Genomic DNA, 15,512 nt, shown 5'->3' on the forward strand with positions numbered 1-15,512 from the left:
TCGGAGGTATTGTCGAGCATGGAGTTAGTACCGCGTGAAAAAGATAAGTTGCTGTTATTTACCGCAGGCTTGTTGGCTGAACGGCGCAAAGCACGTGGCCTTAAGCTTAATTACCCTGAATCGGTGGCGTTTATTAGTGCGGCGATTCTTGAGGGGGCACGTGATGGACGTAGCGTGGCTGAGCTGATGGATTATGGGCGCACCTTATTATCGTTGGATGATGTGATGGAAGGTATCGCTGAGTTGATCCCAGAGGTGCAAGTAGAAGCCACATTTCCAGATGGCACCAAATTGGTGACAGTCCATGACCCTATTGTTTGAGTGTAAGCGTGCGGGAGGTTTGTATGATTCCAGGTGAGCTAGTAACCCCAGCGGGTGATATTGAAATAAATGCAGGTCGTGAGGTTTGTAGGGTACGGGTGGCTAATACCGGTGATCGCCCCATTCAAATTGGCTCTCATTATCATTTTTATGAGGCTAACAATGCATTGAGTTTTGAGCGCGAACAAACACGTGGTTTTCGTCTGAATATTCCGGCGGGTACGGCGGTACGTTTTGAGCCGGGGCAAACACGGACGGTTGAGTTGGTGGCCTATGCTGGCTCACGTATTGTCTATGGTTTTCAGGGCAAAGTGATGGGGCCACTGTGATGCCTCACTATAAACAGATAGCAGCGAGGAATAACTGATGGCGACTATTTCGCGGCGTGCTTATGCTGAGATGTTTGGCCCAACAACCGGAGATCGAGTTCGCTTGGCCGATACCGAGTTGTGGTTGCAGGTAGAGAAGGACCTAACTACCTACGGTGACGAGGTAAAGTTTGGTGGCGGTAAAGTGATCCGTGATGGCCAAGGGCAGAGCCAGCGCTGTAGCGCCGAGACGGTTGATCTGGTGATTACTAATGCCGTGATTGTTGATCATTGGGGCATTATTAAAGCCGATATCGGTATTAAGGCTGGGCGCATCACTGCGATAGGTAAAGCCGGTAATCCTGATGTGCAACCCAATGTTGATATTGTGATTGGTCCGGGCACGGAGGTGCTTGCGGGTGAAGGTTCGATAGTTACGGCGGGTGGTGTTGATTCACACATTCATTTCATCTGCCCGCAGCAGGTTGACGATGCATTGATGTCAGGCGTGACCACTATGCTGGGTGGCGGTACAGGCCCTGCAACGGGCACCAATGCGACAACATGCACGCCGGGGCCGTGGAATATTCATCGGATGCTGCAGGCTGTGGATAACTTGCCAATGAATATTGGCTTCCTTGGAAAAGGAAATAGCAGCCAGCCAGAAGCATTACGTGAGCAAATAGCCGCCGGTGCTATGGGGCTTAAGCTGCATGAGGACTGGGGAACAACCCCTGCATCGATTGATTGCTGCTTGACGGTTGCTGATGAGATGGATGTACAGGTAGCTATCCATACCGACACATTAAACGAGTCTGGTTTTTTAGAAGATACATTGGCGGCGATGGATGGCCGTGTGATTCATACCTATCACACTGAAGGTGCGGGTGGGGGACATGCCCCTGATATTATTAAGGCTGCGGGCTTTTCTAACGTGTTGCCATCGTCTACGAACCCAACACGCCCTTATACGGTTAATACGGTGGATGAACATCTGGATATGTTGATGGTTTGCCATCATCTTGATCCCAGTATTGCCGAAGATGTTGCGTTTGCGGAGTCCCGTATTCGCCGTGAAACGATCGCCGCAGAGGACATCCTGCATGACTTGGGCGCATTTTCAATGATCGCCTCTGACTCTCAGGCGATGGGGCGTGTCGGCGAGGTTATCACTCGTACTTGGCAAACCGCCCATAAAATGAAAGCTCAACGGGGAAGCCTTAAAGGTGACCCTGCTGAGCACGATAATGGGCGTATTAAACGCTATATCGCTAAGTACACCATTAACCCTGCACTCACACATGGGGTCTCGCATGAGGTGGGTTCGGTCGAGGTTGGCAAGTTGGCCGATTTAGTGTTGTGGAAACCTGCCTTTTTCGGCGTTAAACCCAGCGCTATTCTTAAGGGCGGTTTAATTGCTGCCGCGCCGATGGGCGACCCGAATGCCTCGATACCTACACCGCAGCCTGTGCACTATCGCCCCATGTTTGGCTCGATGGGTGGTGCCTGCCATGCGACTTCAATGTTGTTTTTATCACAAGCGGCGATTAAAGAAAAAGTGCCAGAAGCGTTGGGGCTACGCAGTTTAATTGGGACAGTAAAAGGCTGTCGCACGTTACAAAAAGCCGACATGGTTCATAACAGCTATCAGCCGGATATCAGTGTTGACTCCCAAACTTACGAAGTAAAAGCGGATGACGTTCTACTGACCTGTGAACCTGCAACCGAGCTGCCGATGGCGCAGCGTTACTTTCTGTTTTAGGGGTGCCAATGTTACAGCTAACGACGTTGTTAAAGTGTGTTAAGCCCCACCAAACCACATTAAGCCTACCAATTGATAAACGTATCAAAAGCCGCTTAAAAGTGAGGCTGGATGATGGGCGTGAAGCGGGTCTGTTTTTGCCACGCGGCTTGATACTGCGTGATGGCGATCAGGTAGAGAGTGAAGAGGGTGTCGTGGTGATGGTGTGTGCAGCAGATGAGCATGTCTCCACAGTGCATTGTGATGATCCTTTGCTGTTGACTCGCGTTGCTTATCACCTAGGTAATAGGCATGTGTCACTGCAGGTAGCCGCAGGCTTTGTGCGTTATCAGCACGACCATGTGCTTGACGATATGGTGCGAGGTTTAGGCGGTACGGTAGTGGTTGAACAGGCTCCATTTGAGCCAGAAGCCGGGGCATACCACAACAGCAGCCATGGTGGACACCACCATGTGCATGAACACTGAAAAGATAAAGGAGTAAAAGATGAAGGTAGTAACATCTAAAGCAGTGGCTCTAGCCGCTCTTGCAGGCGTAAGCGCATTTAGTTCGTTAGTTCAGGCGCACGATGAAACCACAAATACAAGTGTGCAGGCCTTGTTAGCTCACCAGCTTGCAGCTCCGGATCACGTACTTATGTTTGTCGCAGGTTTGGCATTGGTTGTTTCCGGTGTTGTTTATGGGCCGGGATTGTACCGTCGTATTCGACAAGATAAGCGATAAGCAAAGTGATAACACTGCCATGCTAGCTAATTTACGTTTGTATCAACTTATAAGCCCTTCCTTACCTGTGGGCGCTTTTACTTACTCTCAAGGTTTAGAGTGGGCGGTTGATGCACGTTGGGTAACGTCTGAAGCTGAGCTGGAATCCTGGGTGTCTGGCATGCTGCATCACAGTATAGCTACGTTGGAATTGCCTGTTTTGTTGCGCTTACGAAAAGCCTTTGTGCAGCAAGATGCGGATCAGGTGAATCATTGGTGCCGTTTTCTGCTGGCAAGCCGAGAAACCTCAGAGCTACGTAAAGAGGAGCGTCAACGTGGGCAGGCCTTGGCGGTGCTGTTACCTAATCTGGGCGTTGCCAGTGGTGTAGAGTTTGATGAAGCTATTAGATCTACACAGGTGGCGGGATTTGCGCTCGCCGCGCAGCATTTCAATATTGCATCGGAGGATGCGCTGGAAGGTTATCTGTGGAGTTGGCTGGAAAATGCAGTGATGGCAGGGGTTAAGTTGATTCCTTTGGGGCAAACTTCAGGCCAGAAATTGCTACTAAAGCTCAGTGAGCAAGTGCCGGAATTACTTGTCAGAGCTGTAGAAATTGAAGATCAGCAGATAGGTAGTTCTACACCGGCTCAGGCCATCGCGAGTAGCCGCCACGAAACACAGTATTCACGATTGTTCCGCTCCTGATAACGGGAGTCTTTATAGTTCTGGAGTTGATAATGAGTGATGACTACAAAGCCCCCCTACGTATAGGTGTGGGTGGCCCGGTTGGGTCGGGTAAAACAGCTTTACTTGAAGTCTTGTGTAAAGCGATGCGAGATCAATACAACATCGCTGTAGTGACTAACGATATTTACACGCAGGAAGATGCGAAAATTCTTACCCAGTCAGGTGCGTTGGAACCTGATCGTATTATTGGTGTTGAAACCGGAGGCTGCCCACATACGGCTATTCGCGAAGATGCCTCCATGAATTTGGCAGCGGTAGAAGAGTTAGCAAAGCGCCATAAAACGTTGGATGTGGTGTTTGTGGAGAGCGGTGGGGATAACTTAAGTGCTACTTTCAGCCCTGAACTCGCTGATCTGACTATTTATGTTATTGATGTGGCAGAAGGTGAAAAAATTCCGCGTAAAGGTGGCCCCGGTATTACCCGTTCAGATCTGTTAATCATTAATAAGATTGATTTGGCGCCTTACGTAGGGGCCGACTTGGGTGTAATGGAGAGTGATACACAACGTATGCGCCCAAATTCACCTTATGTGTTTTCAAATTTAAAAACAGGTGTGGGCTTACCTGAAATCATCCGTTTTGTGATTGATCAGGGTATGTTGGATACAGCTGGATAAGCTACGGCGGTGAAGTATCGTAGTAAAATTAAGCTGTTATAAACTTGGCCTATGTTGTTATGCCACTATTGGTAATATGATAGCGGGTATCAACAAAAGGCAGAGGGTAGCAAGGTAATGGAAACGGGTATTCTGATCGGTGGCTGTGAGAGCGGTAAGGTATTTTTGAACCCTCGTTATGCTAATCGCCATGGCTTGATTGCGGGTGCAACGGGTACAGGTAAAACTGTGACCTTGCAGTGCCTTGCCGAAGGCTTTTCTGATCTGGGCGTGCCGGTGTTTCTTGCCGATGTTAAGGGAGATTTATCTGGGCTTAGCCAAAAAGGAAGCCCTCATCCGAAGGTGGATGAGCGCGTTGAAAAAATCCAGATAGATAGCTTTATTCAACGGGGTTATCCGGTGGCGTTTTGGGATGTTTTTGGCGATCAAGGAACACCCGTTCGCGCGACGGTATCGGAGATGGGGCCGCAGTTACTCTCTCGTCTGCTAGACCTTAACGAAACCCAAGAAAGCATCCTGACGCTTATGTTTGAGTTTGCTGATGACGAAGGGCTGCTACTGGTTGATCTAAATGACCTACGTACCACATTAGAGTTTATTGCCGCACATGGTAAAGAGATCAGCACGCGTTTGTCTGTCTCTAAAGCGTCAGTTAATGCGATTTTACGCCGCTTGTTGATGTTAGAGAGAGAGGGCGGAGATCTGTTCTTTGGAGAGCCTGCGTTAGTGCTTGAAGACTTGATGCAAGTGAGCCGTGATGGCCGCGGTATGATTAATGTGCTGGCGTCAGATAAGCTGATTTTAAGCCCGCGTGTGTATTCTACTTTTCTGTTGTGGTTGTTGTCTGAGCTATTTGAAAACCTGCCAGAGGTGGGTGATGCAGATAAACCTAAGATGGTGTTCTTTTTTGATGAGGCGCATCTGCTTTTTAGCAACTCATCTAAAGTGTTGGTCGAAAAAGTTGAGCAAGTAGTACGTTTGATACGCTCAAAAGGGGTGGGTGTTTACTTTATTACTCAGAGCCCAAATGATCTTCCAGAAGGTGTTTTAGGCCAATTAGGTAACCGTGTGCAGCATGCATTACGGGCTTTCACACCTAAAGATCAGAAATCTGTTCGTGTTGCTGCGCAAACCTTCCGACCTAACCCTAAGTTGGATACGGCGGAAGTCATTACCAACATGGGTGTGGGTGAGGCCTTGGTGTCTGTGTTGTTAAAAGACGGTGTGCCGAGTATTGTTGAACGCACGCTGGTTCGTCCTCCCTGTTCACGTATGGGGCCTGCTACCGATGATGAGCGCCAAGCTGTTATTGATACCAGTAGTATGCACCGTCGTTATGCTGTGGCGTATGATCCGCGTTCGGCGCATGAAATATTGCTGGAGCGTACGGATGCACGTTTAAAAGCCGCAGAAGATGAAGAGGCGCGTGAAGCTCAAGAGAAAGCAGATGCCAAAAACAACCGCAAAAGCCGCTCCTCGGGAAGGAATCGACAGTCAGTGACTGAAGCACTATTAAAAAGTGTGGTGCGCAGCATTGGCAGCAGTGTTGGGCGTAGTGTCGGTAAAAGTTTATTGCGGGGTATTTTGGGCTCTTTCATGAAGTAAACCGCTTATGCGGATCGCCTTCGCTAATGCGCAGGCGATCCTCTGTTTTCTTATTCAAACTCCATCGCTTCAAACACCCTGCCTGCATTTTTTGCGGCGAGTTCTTCGAAGGTGGCTAGGTGCTTATAAGGTGTTTGGTCTATCTGGTAGGCATCCTCTAGGCTGCCTCCGTCCTCAATTAACACCGCTACTTTACCTCGAATATACTCTAGGTAGCCGCGTGTCCATTGGTCAACTGTTGCAAAGTCGGTAGGGCCGCCGTGCCCTGGGATTATGATTTTATCTTGGGCGAACGCTGTAAACGTTGAGTTCCATGTTTCTAGCCACGAGGCGGTGTCTGTATCAGGAAAGATGGGGAGTAGGCGCACATGAAAGGCAATATCTCCCGCGATCAGCACATTACGTTGTGGAATATAAATTGAGATGTCGCCGGGAGAGTGGGCGGGCCCAAAGTGAATTAGCTCGGCGCTGATACCGCCCAAGTCCAGTATCATTTTATCGTCAAAGGTTTGGTCTATTGCTACAAGGCTAGACCCCTCAGCACGCTCCTTAAGGATTTTCTGCAGGCTCGATAAACCATCAAGCCCATGCGATTCAATCTCTTCAACGGCTTCGCTATGGGCTATTAAAACAGCTCCTTGCTCTTTCCAGTAGTTGTTACCTAGCATGGCGTGCGATTGTCCGTTTTCATCAACAACATACTTAACGGGTTTATCCGTATGTTGCTTTATCTCATCATGAAGGGCTTTGGCGAGTAAGTAAGAGGCACTGCCATTGACGACCAAAACGGCATCTTCGCCAATCACGAACGACAGGTTGTTATTGTGGCCTGCGTTCTCAAAACTGTAGTACTGGGTTTGGCCTATGGCTGACCAAACGTTATCAGCCACCTTTACGGGTTTGTCGTAAAGCAGTGATTCAGGGTAGCGATCCGCTTGAGTTTCTGTGCCAGCAATACTGCTGGCGGTGATGAGTAGGCCTAAGCTCAGGTGTAAGCTCAAGGATTTGACTGTTTGCAACATAACGAAAGCCTTTTGATTTTATTATTTAACAGGTTGTACATTAGTTTTTGCTAATAATTGGGTTAAATAAGGTAAAAGGCAAGCGTTTTGATAAATCCTAGACCTAATGTAGATGTTGTTTAGTCTATAAGCTTCGTTGAAAAACGCTTGATAGTGAGATCCATCAGTTCTTGGTATCTGGGTTTTAGATACTTCCAGTTGAATGCATCAATAGCAGGTGCTGTGGGGAGTGCGTTGTTCTCTTTATGTATGGCAAGTTGCTTAAGCATGCTGACAAGAGCTTTTGTTTCTTGGTTATCAGCCTTTTGTTGGTCTTGCGAGCAGTAGCGATACTGCTCACTGAATAGTTCTTGATAAGCTAACCGATTGGGTACTACAGGGAGTGCGCCTGCTGCTACGCCTTCAAGTACTGCGATACCTTGGAAGTCATGTAAGGCGGTTGATAGTACAACATCGGCGTCTTGTAATAGCTGGCGGTATTCTACGGCGGATTCTATAAAGCCACAGTGTCTCAGTAACGAAGGGAATTGTGCTTTTATGTTGTCAAAGGCCTCTGGGTAGCGCCGAAACTGCTGACCGACAATGGATAAGGAGACCTTGATGTTCTCGTTATGAAGTGTTTTTAGTGCACCATAAAGAAGCTCCGGGCCTTTATCAAATTCCCAGCGGTGGTTCCAAACAATGTGTAGAGGGCCTGTGTGCTGTTGTGTTGTTACATAGCAATCATCGTTAAGTGGTACTGCTAATACGCTGGAGTTTTGTTGAAGGTGTGCTGTTAATCCTGCGGGTACTTGATCGGGTAGTTTTTTGAGGAGGGCGCTGGCTCCTTCAATAAACGTGTTCCGGTTGTAGTGGGTGTTAAAGGCAATATGGTCCGCGGCCAGTGCTGAGTATAAGTTTAATATCTTAGGCTCAACGCTCCTAAACTCTTTGCCTGATTCTGGGTAAGCAAATTGATTCTCATGAAAATATAATAGTGTTGGGATTTGGCCGAGCGTAGGGACAAACCCTCTGAGACTGGATAGGTCGGTCATCGAGGTAGCGATGATCAGGTCATAAGGTTGCTGCAACAGATGAGCGGACTCTCCAAATGCCCAGCTGAGACTATTGCCTCGTAAGCGCCATGAAAAATACCTTGCAGGTAAGCTCAGCACTGTCCATTGGTGCTCAGGAAAGTGGCTGACGAGGCCTTTACGCCAGTATTGGTGGCTGTCAGCGTCATAGGCTGATAAAAGAAGAATACGCATTATAACTTAACCAAGGACACGCCTTTTACTTGAGCAAAGAGCTGATCACCAATAGTGAGTGCTAGCTGGTCTTTAGAGCGGCGCGTGATACGTGCCAAAATTTGGCTATGTTGGCCCAGCTGTAAGCGCACATTGCATTGCGCGGTACTGGCTTGATCAATTTCTAGGATAGTCACAGGCAGGATGTTAACAATAGTTGTGTCGTTAGCGGGTGTGCGTGTCAGGCTAATGTGGCTGGCACTCAGGTGAATGCGTTTGCGGGTGCCTATGGCTCCAATACTTCCAGGAACCGTGACGGTTCCACCATCAACGCTGAATTCGGTTAGGTCATAGTCTTCATCATAGTGACTAACGACAGCATCGATGAGCGAGCCTGCATTGCTAAAACGAGCCAGTGGTGCGCTAAGGTCGAGTAACATCTCTTTTAATGGGCCTTGAGCGCTGACCTTTCCCTTTTCGAGTAACACGATATGGTCTGCCATGCTTTTTACTTCAGAAAGCGCATGTGTCACATACACAATAGGGATGGATAGGCGTTCATGTAACTGCTCGAGGTAGGGAATGATTTCTGCTTTGGTGCTGTAATCCAAGGCAGAGAGTGGCTCATCCATTAAGAGTATCTCAGGGTTGGAGAGGAGCGCCCGGCCAATGGCGACCCGCTGTTTTTCGCCACCGGATAATTTATCAGGCATACGCTGTAACAGGTGCGAGATCCCGAGTAACTGGCTGATCTCATCTAATGACAGCAGCCCTTCCTGTTGAGTACGTCTTTGCCCGAACAATAAATTTTTGGTGACATTTAGATGAGGGAATAGGCTAGGTTCTTGAAAAACATACCCCACCTTGCGCCGATGGGCCGGAAGGTAATATCCTGCTTCTTGCCAAACATCATCGTTAATTCGTAGCTGTGCGTGCTCTGCTTTGTGCAACCCGGCAATGCATCTTAACAGCGTGGTTTTGCCACAGCCAGAGGGGCCAAAAAGTACGGTAACACCGCTCGCCGGAATTTTGATATCGACATCCAGCGTGAAATGCTCAAGCGGTGTTTGGAAGCAAACGTGTAGTTGCTTGTTCATAGACCACCTGCTTTTCGGCTATTGCGCTCTAGCAGTGTCATGCTCAGGATGACAATAAAAGAGAAGCACAGCATGCTACCGGCAATTAGATGAGCTTGCGCCCACTCCAGCGATTCAACATAGTCGTAGATAGCGATGGACAGTACTTTGGTTTCGCCAGGGATATTGCCACCAATCATCAGTACTACACCAAACTCACCCAAGGTATGTACAAACGACATGATCGAGCCGGTGAGGAGTCCATTCCTTGAAAGAGGCAAAACGACAGAGAAGAAAGTGTCCAGTGGTGATGCACGTAATGTGGCGGCCACCTCTAAGGGGCGGTTGCCGATTGACTCAAACGTATTGCGCAACGGTTGCACCATAAACGGCAGTGAAAATATGACTGATCCTATGACTAATCCACTGAAGGTGAAAGTAAGTGGCCCGCCAAAAAGTGAAGAGAGAACGTTACCTAAAGGGCTATCTGGTCCTAGTGTAATGAGTAGATAGAAGCCTAAAACGGTAGGGGGCAATACCAAGGGCATACTGACCAAGGTTGCTATCATATCTTTAAATAGACCGCGTGAGCGCGCAAGCCACCACGCCAAAGGTATCCCTATTATAAGTAATATGATGGTGGTTAGGGTGGCGAGTTTTAATGTCAGTAAAATGGCATCTAACATCGGTTATTTAATCATCTTGTAATATAGCCATATCGTTGGATAACTGATTTTGCTTCATCGCTACTTAAAAATCGATAAAAAGCATTTGCGGCCGGGTTATTAATGCCATGCTTGAGCAATATGGCACCCTGCTGAATAGGTGAATAAAGTGATTGAGGAACCTGCCACGTGAATCCTCGTTTGTCTAATACGATTTGTGCACGTGCAACAAAAGCAGCGTTGACGTTGCCGCTTGCTGCAAATTGATAGGTCTGAGCAATATTGTCGCCCCGAATGAGTTTCCATGAGCTGTGTGTGGTCTTGAGATTATCTAATACTTCTTGAGCTGCTTTACCATAAGGAGCAGTTTTAGCATTAGCTATAGCGAGGCGTTTGACAGTATCGCTGTTTAGAATATCCATTCCATCAACTACACCTGAAAGATCGCGGCTCCATAGTACAAGCTGCCCTGTGGCATAGGTGAATGGTGGGGTGTTTGTATAACCTTCAGTATAGAGCTTATGTGGGCGCTCCATATCCGCCGCTAACAAGAGATCAAACGGGGCGCCATGGCGTATTTGGATGTAGAGCTTTCCGGTAGATCCTGAACTGATTTGCACATCGTGTTTGGTCCTTTGTGTAAAAGCAGCTGAGAGTGCTTGAGCGGCAGCTGTAAAGTTAGAGGCTACGGCGATACGTACATTTGCGGCGAGTACAGAACTAGATATAGCACTCAGTAGTAGTGTGATAACAAGTGCTTTCATAGTCTGGCCTTCAGTGTAAAGATCCTTAATATAATCACTTGAACAATAAAATCCACTTATGTGCTGCGTTCAGTGTACTTTATTGAGAACATCAATCTACTTACGGTCACTTTTTTGTCATAAAGGTGTGAGACATTGGGGCTACGAATTACTTTGTTGCACTGCAACAAAGTTGTTGACAGGGAGCTAAAACTGTATAGAATGATCATCATTGTGCAGTGCACCATTACTTATTAATTAATTCGGGGATATACCATGACTAACACTATCGATATGCAGAAACCACTTGAAGCTGTTAAAACTCTTATGACTCTTCAGGCTGCTACAATCAATCAGTCTGTTGAACTGCAGAAAAAAGCAGGCGAAGATCTAGCTTCTTTCTTCAAAACTGAAGTAGAAAAAGCTAAAGAACTTAAGACTCCAGAAGATGTTGTTAAATTCAACGTTGCTGCTAACACTGCTTTGTTCGAAATGCTAAAAACTCAGGGCGAAGCTTTTACTGCTCTAGCAACTTCTGCTAGCAAGAATGCAATGGAAGAAATGCAGAAAATGGCTAAGTAATTAGCGATTTTTAAAAAAGACCGGCTTAGGCCGGTTTTTTTGTATCTACAGATAGGCTTTTTTTATTCCTTATTTTCGTTATGGCTTTCACTGTAACGTATGGTATTTCTTCCTGACTGCTTAGCCGAATAGAGTGAGTCGTCCAAACGTTTGAGCATGGAATGATAGTTTTCATCTTTGCCAAATTCAGCGACACCGGCACTCAATGTGATTTGCTTTCCGGTTAAAAAACGTTGTTGAGCTAAGTGCTCACGGATTTTGTTGGCGAGCTTAAGCGCTCCTGCTAGGTTAGTTTTAGGACACACGAGTAAAAATTCTTCGCCTCCCCAGCGGCCTAATAAGTCCGCATCTCGGGTAGCACGTTCCATTTCACTACTGACACGCATTAATACCTCATCACCCATCTGGTGCCCATATACATCGTTGATCTCTTTAAAGTAGTCAAGATCAAATAACACCATGGAGAAGGGCTCTTGATAACGTTTTGATGATGCAATGACTCTTTGTATTTCTTGGTCGAGTAAATAACGATTAGGGAGTTGTGTTAGTTGATCAGTCATGGCTTGCTTAGAAAGTTTTTGATTTAGTTCTTCTAGTTTTTTGTTGTACTCAGTAATGACGCGATAGCGGTAAAGTACTAAAAAAATCAGCACTGAAATAGCCGCTAAAGTGCTCCATATCAGGTTGTAGTCGAACCCTTTTTCATACTTGATACCAATCCAATGGTTTTGGATTTTTCGTTTATCTTCTTCAGAGATGCTTTGTATAGCCTTGTTAAGAATAGGCACCCATTCAGGCCAGTCTTTGCGTACACCTATTGCCAAGTCAAAATCGATAGGCAGTGTGCTAGAAATTTTTATATTAACGTAATGTTCTTTACTGACATTGTGTGCGATGACTTCGAGAGAGTCGATATAACCAAATACCTTCTTTTCACTAAGTTTACGTAAACCTTCTTTAATAGAGGCCACATCAATAATATTTAATTGAGGGTAGTGTTGCTTTACTAAGCTTGCGGCGGCGCTGTTTTTAATAATCGCTATGGGGTTATCTGTAATACTGCTGAGATCAGAGATAAAAAACTGGTCTTGGCGGGTGGCCAGCACTATGGGAGATGTGAGTACTGGGTGTGTAAAGGTCAGAAATTCAGTACGTGCTTGCGTTGGTGTTATTGCCGTAATAATGTCACAGGACTTCTCTTTCATAAAAGTGATTGATTCACTCCACTCAGAGGTAGGTACAAGAGTGAAGTTCGTAGAAAGCCGTTCACTAATGATGGCCATAAGGTCGGCCGTAACGCCCTGATATTTTTGCTCTGTATTGATAGATGTGAATGGTAACCAATTGGGGCCTACACACATACGAATATGAGGTGCTTGATCAACTACATATCTTTCATAGGCGGAGAGTGTAAGTTCGTTTCTGTTTCTCTCTATTGCTGATACGGTCTGAGCACTAAACCATTTAGTTTGTATGTGTGTTTTCTCATGTGGGCTGAGTGTGGACAGTGCTTTATTTAAGATTGAAATAGCGGCGGGCCAATCTTTTCTTACACCGAAAACCAAATCTAATTTCTGGGGTAGATGAAAAGCAATATGCAGGTATGGCATGCCTAGTTTGTTAGCTAGATATAGTGTTGCTCCGTTGCCAAAGGTTGCATCAGCAGCACCTGTGGATATGGCAGAAAAAAGCTCTTCAACGGTATCGACATAAAGAATATGTGAGTTTTTGTACTGCTCAGCTAATTTGATGTCAGCAAGGTTACCTTTTTGGATAACCAGTGTTTTGTTTTGCAGATCTTCTGGTTTTTCTATGGCGTGCGGGTTGCCCGTAGAGACAAAAACAGATTTTTGTAATGTTAAGTAAGGGGTACTAAAATTGAGGTAGGATGCCCTCTCTGTAGCTGCCGTTCCTGTACTAAGGCCATCAATCTCGTGAGATTTAGCTTTGGATTGCATCTCGCTCCATTTGCCGGCTGCTAATGTGAACTTAGCACCGGTGAGCTTGTTAATCCTTTCCAGTATTTCTGCATCATACCCAGACATTTTCCCACTAGGTGATACGATGACGTAAGGCTCCCATGATTGGTCCGTACCAAGAACTATGGTGGGGTGCTCGCTTATAAAAGATTTTTCTTCAGTGGATAATGTGACTTTTGTGGTTTGGGCGAAGCTATTTACAGCGAATACAAATAACACGCACGCTGCCCATAGGCAGGAGAGTAATGTATTCCTGAATCCTTTCATAAGCGGTGTATTACTCATTTGAAACCAATTTTTATTATTATTCGTTATGTATAACTGTAGTGTAGTTTGAAGATTAGATGAAATAGATTGTTGTAATAATGCAGGGCTTTAAAAACGCATCCGCACCTCGATTCACGAATTGCGTTTTTAAGAATAGGTCGAAATAAAAGTGCTAAGCGTTGCGTGGGTTGCTCGCTTCTACGGCTGGGTATGCACTTTTTTCTACAAGAAATCCCGATAAATGTGGGTATACAGAAAGGTCGCATAACTCTCGAAAGTTAACCCAATCCAGGAGACAGAATAGACAAATGGAAGGGTAATCCCATTCAGGTAATTGCCCATCGATTAAGGCTTGTTCTAATAATGGCATTGTCCTTTCAATACGTTCTTTTTGTAGATTAAGAATAAGAGCGTCCGCTTCGGTGTCTATATTTGAGCGAGCCGCCATTAACAAAACGACAAAAGAGTCATTCGCTGCATCAATCAGAGTTAGTAAGTTTTCCTGATCCCAGCTAAGGGGTTTAGTTGTTTGCTTTTCGGTTAAGTAACGATGAATCGCACGTGAGTCGTAAACCTTCTGTTGTGCATCAACTAGCACTGGAACTTTCATCGCAGGGGTGTAGGTAGCTAATGCTTCACGACCTTCAGGAGAATAAATATTCAGGTTAATAAACTCGTAATCTTGGCCTTCCAAAAACAGACGGATACGACGCGCATAAGGTGACATTCCTGAACCAATAAGTTTCATATTTTCTCCAAAATGAAGCTTTGACAATGATAGTGAGCTGTACGGTTAATAACTTCTCTTTTCACTTATAACCTAAAAATGGCATTTCTGGAACGCTCATTCTAAAACACAGCTAATAAAAGAGCGTACAGCTGCTTCTACATTGTTACTTGAGCCAGCCTCCTGTTGCTTGCAGTGGCTGGGAGCTATCAGCTGCGGTTAGCCATACGACCAGTGCTTGGCGTTGTGATATATCGAGTTTCGATAAAGGTATGTTTACACTTTGTGCAGGAAGCTGTACTTGCTCCTTTTGAACGGCCACAAAGTTGTGGAGCATATTCTTGCCTTTATTTTCGCCTGAAGTCACTTGTGAACGTTGATCAAACGTCATCAATACAAGGTGTGCAGTTACATCGGCAGGCGCACTATTACTATCACCTTTATAGTTAATAGAAACCTGCTGGTTATCGTTTACATTGACGGATAAATGGCCCCCTTTTCTAGCAGGAGCGGTGGGCAGGTCTTGCCCTAAGAAAAAACCGCGCCACTCTTTCCCGTCCACAACCCAACCAGGTGTATAGATGCTGTTAATAGCTCCTGCTTTTTTAAGTCGATATTGGCGTTCGGTAAATAGGGGTTGGGCATACGTATCTTTCCAGCCAATGTAATCCCAATAATCCACATGGAATGCCACGGGGAGGCGTTTAGTCCATAATTCTGGGTCTTTGAGTAATGTGCTTAAATTACGATCAGCGGGAGGGCAGCTAGAGCAACCTTCTGATGTGTATAACTCAATAAGTTGCGGCACATCGCCTGATTGCTCAAAAAGCTGTGAAGCAGAAGCGCTGATAGGAAGTGCCGCACTGGCCATGAGAATAAGGCCAGCATAAATGGAAGGGTGAGTCATAGTGTGCTCTCGCGGTTGTATCAACAAATTAAAGCATATTTTTATATATGCCTTAAGACAGGCGATAAACAAGAGAGTTCAGCTAGGCACTGATATCTATTGTGCTTATTTGAATTGTTCATTCATTCTTTCAGTCGTCTAAACCCAAATGCTTGTTGAACGATTTGATAAAATGAAGGCCCACAGGCGGATTGGAGTAAATCTAGCTAATGCTTGTCATATTGGGAGGTATGAAAAGCGCACGGCAGAAACCGT

General features: G+C 46.0%; 17 protein-coding genes. 9 read left to right on the forward strand and 8 right to left on the reverse strand.

Translation table 11 applies throughout. The features are described 5' to 3' along the window. Nucleotides 1-18 precede the first annotated feature (18 nt). The 8 genes from ureA to NEJAP_RS02165 all read left to right on the forward strand — a co-directional run bounded on the left by ureA (nucleotide 19) and on the right by NEJAP_RS02165 (nucleotide 6,063). The gene (gene ureA / locus NEJAP_RS02130; protein ID WP_201350429.1) at nucleotides 19-321 is read left to right on the forward strand and encodes an urease subunit gamma; all 303 of its coding nucleotides are present in this window, start codon (nucleotides 19-21) and stop codon (nucleotides 319-321) included. Nucleotides 322-344: 23 nt separating this feature from the next. After that, nucleotides 345-650 carry an urease subunit beta gene (locus NEJAP_RS02135; RefSeq protein WP_201349083.1) on the forward strand — a complete coding sequence of 102 codons (306 nt, stop codon included), beginning with the start codon at nucleotides 345-347 and terminating at the stop codon, nucleotides 648-650. A gap of 37 nt (nucleotides 651-687) precedes the next feature. Continuing rightward, nucleotides 688-2,391, forward strand: coding sequence for an urease subunit alpha (gene ureC / locus NEJAP_RS02140; RefSeq protein ID WP_201349084.1), 1,704 nt, complete (start codon nucleotides 688-690; stop codon nucleotides 2,389-2,391). A gap of 8 nt (nucleotides 2,392-2,399) precedes the next feature. Continuing rightward, nucleotides 2,400-2,858: an urease accessory protein UreE gene (gene ureE / locus NEJAP_RS02145; RefSeq protein WP_201349085.1), complete on the forward strand. Its 459-nt coding sequence runs from the start codon at nucleotides 2,400-2,402 to the stop codon at nucleotides 2,856-2,858. A 19-nt stretch (nucleotides 2,859-2,877) separates the two neighbouring features. Continuing rightward, a complete protein-coding gene (locus tag NEJAP_RS02150) occupies nucleotides 2,878-3,114 on the forward strand; it encodes a hypothetical protein (RefSeq protein ID WP_201349086.1) in 237 nt (78 codons plus the stop codon). Next, on the forward strand, nucleotides 3,071-3,799 hold the full coding sequence (locus NEJAP_RS02155) for an urease accessory protein UreF (protein WP_236591035.1): 729 nt from the start codon (nucleotides 3,071-3,073) through the stop codon (nucleotides 3,797-3,799). Before NEJAP_RS02150 ends, NEJAP_RS02155 begins: the two co-directional genes overlap by 44 nt. A gap of 32 nt (nucleotides 3,800-3,831) precedes the next feature. After that, complete coding sequence (ureG, locus tag NEJAP_RS02160; RefSeq protein WP_201349087.1) at nucleotides 3,832-4,458, forward strand: urease accessory protein UreG; 627 nt, start codon at nucleotides 3,832-3,834, stop codon at nucleotides 4,456-4,458. 117 nt (nucleotides 4,459-4,575) lie between these two features. Continuing rightward, entirely contained in the window at nucleotides 4,576-6,063 is a 1,488-nt protein-coding gene (locus NEJAP_RS02165; protein ID WP_201349088.1) for a helicase HerA-like domain-containing protein, read from the forward strand. A 50-nt stretch (nucleotides 6,064-6,113) separates the two neighbouring features. Here NEJAP_RS02165 and NEJAP_RS02170 read toward each other — a convergent pair whose 3' ends face one another. From NEJAP_RS02170 to modA, 5 genes are all read right to left on the reverse strand, one after another. After that, entirely contained in the window at nucleotides 6,114-7,085 is a 972-nt protein-coding gene (locus tag NEJAP_RS02170; RefSeq protein ID WP_201349089.1) for an MBL fold metallo-hydrolase, read from the reverse strand. 119 nt (nucleotides 7,086-7,204) lie between these two features. Continuing rightward, a complete protein-coding gene (locus NEJAP_RS02175; RefSeq protein ID WP_201349090.1) occupies nucleotides 7,205-8,332 on the reverse strand; it encodes a tRNA-queuosine alpha-mannosyltransferase domain-containing protein in 1,128 nt (375 codons plus the stop codon). Further along, entirely contained in the window at nucleotides 8,332-9,408 is a 1,077-nt protein-coding gene (gene modC / locus NEJAP_RS02180) for a molybdenum ABC transporter ATP-binding protein (protein WP_201349091.1), read from the reverse strand. The genes NEJAP_RS02175 and modC overlap by 1 nt, the downstream gene beginning before the upstream one ends. Beyond that, nucleotides 9,405-10,073: a molybdate ABC transporter permease subunit gene (gene modB, locus NEJAP_RS02185; protein ID WP_201349092.1), complete on the reverse strand. Its 669-nt coding sequence runs from the start codon at nucleotides 10,071-10,073 to the stop codon at nucleotides 9,405-9,407. Before modB ends, modC begins: the two co-directional genes overlap by 4 nt. A gap of 11 nt (nucleotides 10,074-10,084) precedes the next feature. Continuing rightward, the gene (gene modA, locus NEJAP_RS02190) at nucleotides 10,085-10,816 is read right to left on the reverse strand and encodes a molybdate ABC transporter substrate-binding protein (RefSeq protein WP_201349093.1); all 732 of its coding nucleotides are present in this window, start codon (nucleotides 10,814-10,816) and stop codon (nucleotides 10,085-10,087) included. 255 nt (nucleotides 10,817-11,071) lie between these two features. Between modA and NEJAP_RS02195 the strand changes: the two genes are divergently transcribed. Continuing rightward, a complete protein-coding gene (locus tag NEJAP_RS02195; RefSeq protein ID WP_201349094.1) occupies nucleotides 11,072-11,377 on the forward strand; it encodes a hypothetical protein in 306 nt (101 codons plus the stop codon). Nucleotides 11,378-11,439: 62 nt separating this feature from the next. Here the strand turns inward: NEJAP_RS02195 and NEJAP_RS02200 are convergent, their stop codons facing one another. From NEJAP_RS02200 to NEJAP_RS02210, 3 genes are all read right to left on the reverse strand, one after another. Then, nucleotides 11,440-13,575 (reverse strand): diguanylate cyclase, encoded by a 2,136-nt coding sequence (locus tag NEJAP_RS02200; RefSeq protein WP_201349095.1) that lies wholly within the window; start codon nucleotides 13,573-13,575, stop codon nucleotides 11,440-11,442. Nucleotides 13,576-13,795: 220 nt separating this feature from the next. Next, nucleotides 13,796-14,371 carry a glutathione S-transferase family protein gene (locus NEJAP_RS02205; protein WP_201349096.1) on the reverse strand — a complete coding sequence of 192 codons (576 nt, stop codon included), beginning with the start codon at nucleotides 14,369-14,371 and terminating at the stop codon, nucleotides 13,796-13,798. A gap of 145 nt (nucleotides 14,372-14,516) precedes the next feature. After that, on the reverse strand, nucleotides 14,517-15,257 hold the full coding sequence (locus tag NEJAP_RS02210) for a DUF1223 domain-containing protein (RefSeq protein ID WP_201349097.1): 741 nt from the start codon (nucleotides 15,255-15,257) through the stop codon (nucleotides 14,517-14,519). Nucleotides 15,258-15,512: the final 255 nt, after the last annotated feature.

Origin of the sequence: Neptunomonas japonica JAMM 1380 (assembly GCF_016592555.1) — a bacterium.
GTDB classification, from domain to species: domain Bacteria; phylum Pseudomonadota; class Gammaproteobacteria; order Pseudomonadales; family Balneatricaceae; genus Neptunomonas; species Neptunomonas japonica_A.

Coding starts and splice junctions, on each gene's coding strand:
- ureA (WP_201350429.1), top strand. CDS start 19: ATGGAGTTAGTACCGCGTGAAAAAGATAAGTTGCTGTTATTTACCGCA.
- NEJAP_RS02135 (WP_201349083.1), top strand. CDS start 345: ATGATTCCAGGTGAGCTAGTAACCCCAGCGGGTGATATTGAAATAAAT.
- ureC (WP_201349084.1), top strand. CDS start 688: ATGGCGACTATTTCGCGGCGTGCTTATGCTGAGATGTTTGGCCCAACA.
- ureE (WP_201349085.1), top strand. CDS start 2,400: ATGTTACAGCTAACGACGTTGTTAAAGTGTGTTAAGCCCCACCAAACC.
- NEJAP_RS02150 (WP_201349086.1), top strand. CDS start 2,878: ATGAAGGTAGTAACATCTAAAGCAGTGGCTCTAGCCGCTCTTGCAGGC.
- NEJAP_RS02155 (WP_236591035.1), top strand. CDS start 3,071: ATGGGCCGGGATTGTACCGTCGTATTCGACAAGATAAGCGATAAGCAA.
- ureG (WP_201349087.1), top strand. CDS start 3,832: ATGAGTGATGACTACAAAGCCCCCCTACGTATAGGTGTGGGTGGCCCG.
- NEJAP_RS02165 (WP_201349088.1), top strand. CDS start 4,576: ATGGAAACGGGTATTCTGATCGGTGGCTGTGAGAGCGGTAAGGTATTT.
- NEJAP_RS02170 (WP_201349089.1), bottom strand. CDS start 7,085: ATGTTGCAAACAGTCAAATCCTTGAGCTTACACCTGAGCTTAGGCCTA.
- NEJAP_RS02175 (WP_201349090.1), bottom strand. CDS start 8,332: ATGCGTATTCTTCTTTTATCAGCCTATGACGCTGACAGCCACCAATAC.
- modC (WP_201349091.1), bottom strand. CDS start 9,408: ATGAACAAGCAACTACACGTTTGCTTCCAAACACCGCTTGAGCATTTC.
- modB (WP_201349092.1), bottom strand. CDS start 10,073: ATGTTAGATGCCATTTTACTGACATTAAAACTCGCCACCCTAACCACC.
- modA (WP_201349093.1), bottom strand. CDS start 10,816: ATGAAAGCACTTGTTATCACACTACTACTGAGTGCTATATCTAGTTCT.
- NEJAP_RS02195 (WP_201349094.1), top strand. CDS start 11,072: ATGACTAACACTATCGATATGCAGAAACCACTTGAAGCTGTTAAAACT.
- NEJAP_RS02205 (WP_201349096.1), bottom strand. CDS start 14,371: ATGAAACTTATTGGTTCAGGAATGTCACCTTATGCGCGTCGTATCCGT.
- NEJAP_RS02210 (WP_201349097.1), bottom strand. CDS start 15,257: ATGACTCACCCTTCCATTTATGCTGGCCTTATTCTCATGGCCAGTGCG.